A 413-nucleotide genomic window follows, 5' to 3' on the forward strand; every position below is an offset into this window, starting at 1 on the left:
GGCATGGCCCTGCTGCGTGGCAACACGCCACACGACGCGACCGTCGCGCTGCTGGAGGGTGTGGCGCATTCGCGCTTGGCCTGCCCAGCCTGCCACTCGCCCCACCTGCACCGGCATGGCCATGCGCATGGCTTGCAGCGCTACCGCTGCGTGCCTTGCGGGCGCACCTTCAATGCGCTCACCGGCACGCCGCTGGCTCGCCTGCGCCATAAATCGCTGTGGCTCGATTATGCCGATTGCCTGCTTGCATCGGATTCCGTGCGCAAGGCGGCGCTACAACTGGGTGTACACCGCAACACCACGTTTCGCTGGCGCCACCGATTTTTATCGTTGGCAAAAACGGACCGGCCGCATGGCCTGCATGGCATCGCCGAGGCCGACGAGTTATATGTGCTGGAATCGGAAAAGGGATC

General features: G+C 64.4%; 1 protein-coding gene. It reads left to right on the plus strand.

The genetic code is table 11. The annotated features are described in order from the left end of the window. Window positions 1–3: 3 nt before the first annotated feature. On the plus strand, window positions 4–413 hold a 410-nt coding region (locus tag GCN78_RS28945; RefSeq protein WP_413465255.1), incomplete at its 3' end, for a transposase.

The sequence above is a fragment of the Janthinobacterium rivuli genome (assembly GCF_009208735.1).
Taxonomy (GTDB): domain Bacteria; phylum Pseudomonadota; class Gammaproteobacteria; order Burkholderiales; family Burkholderiaceae_D; genus Janthinobacterium.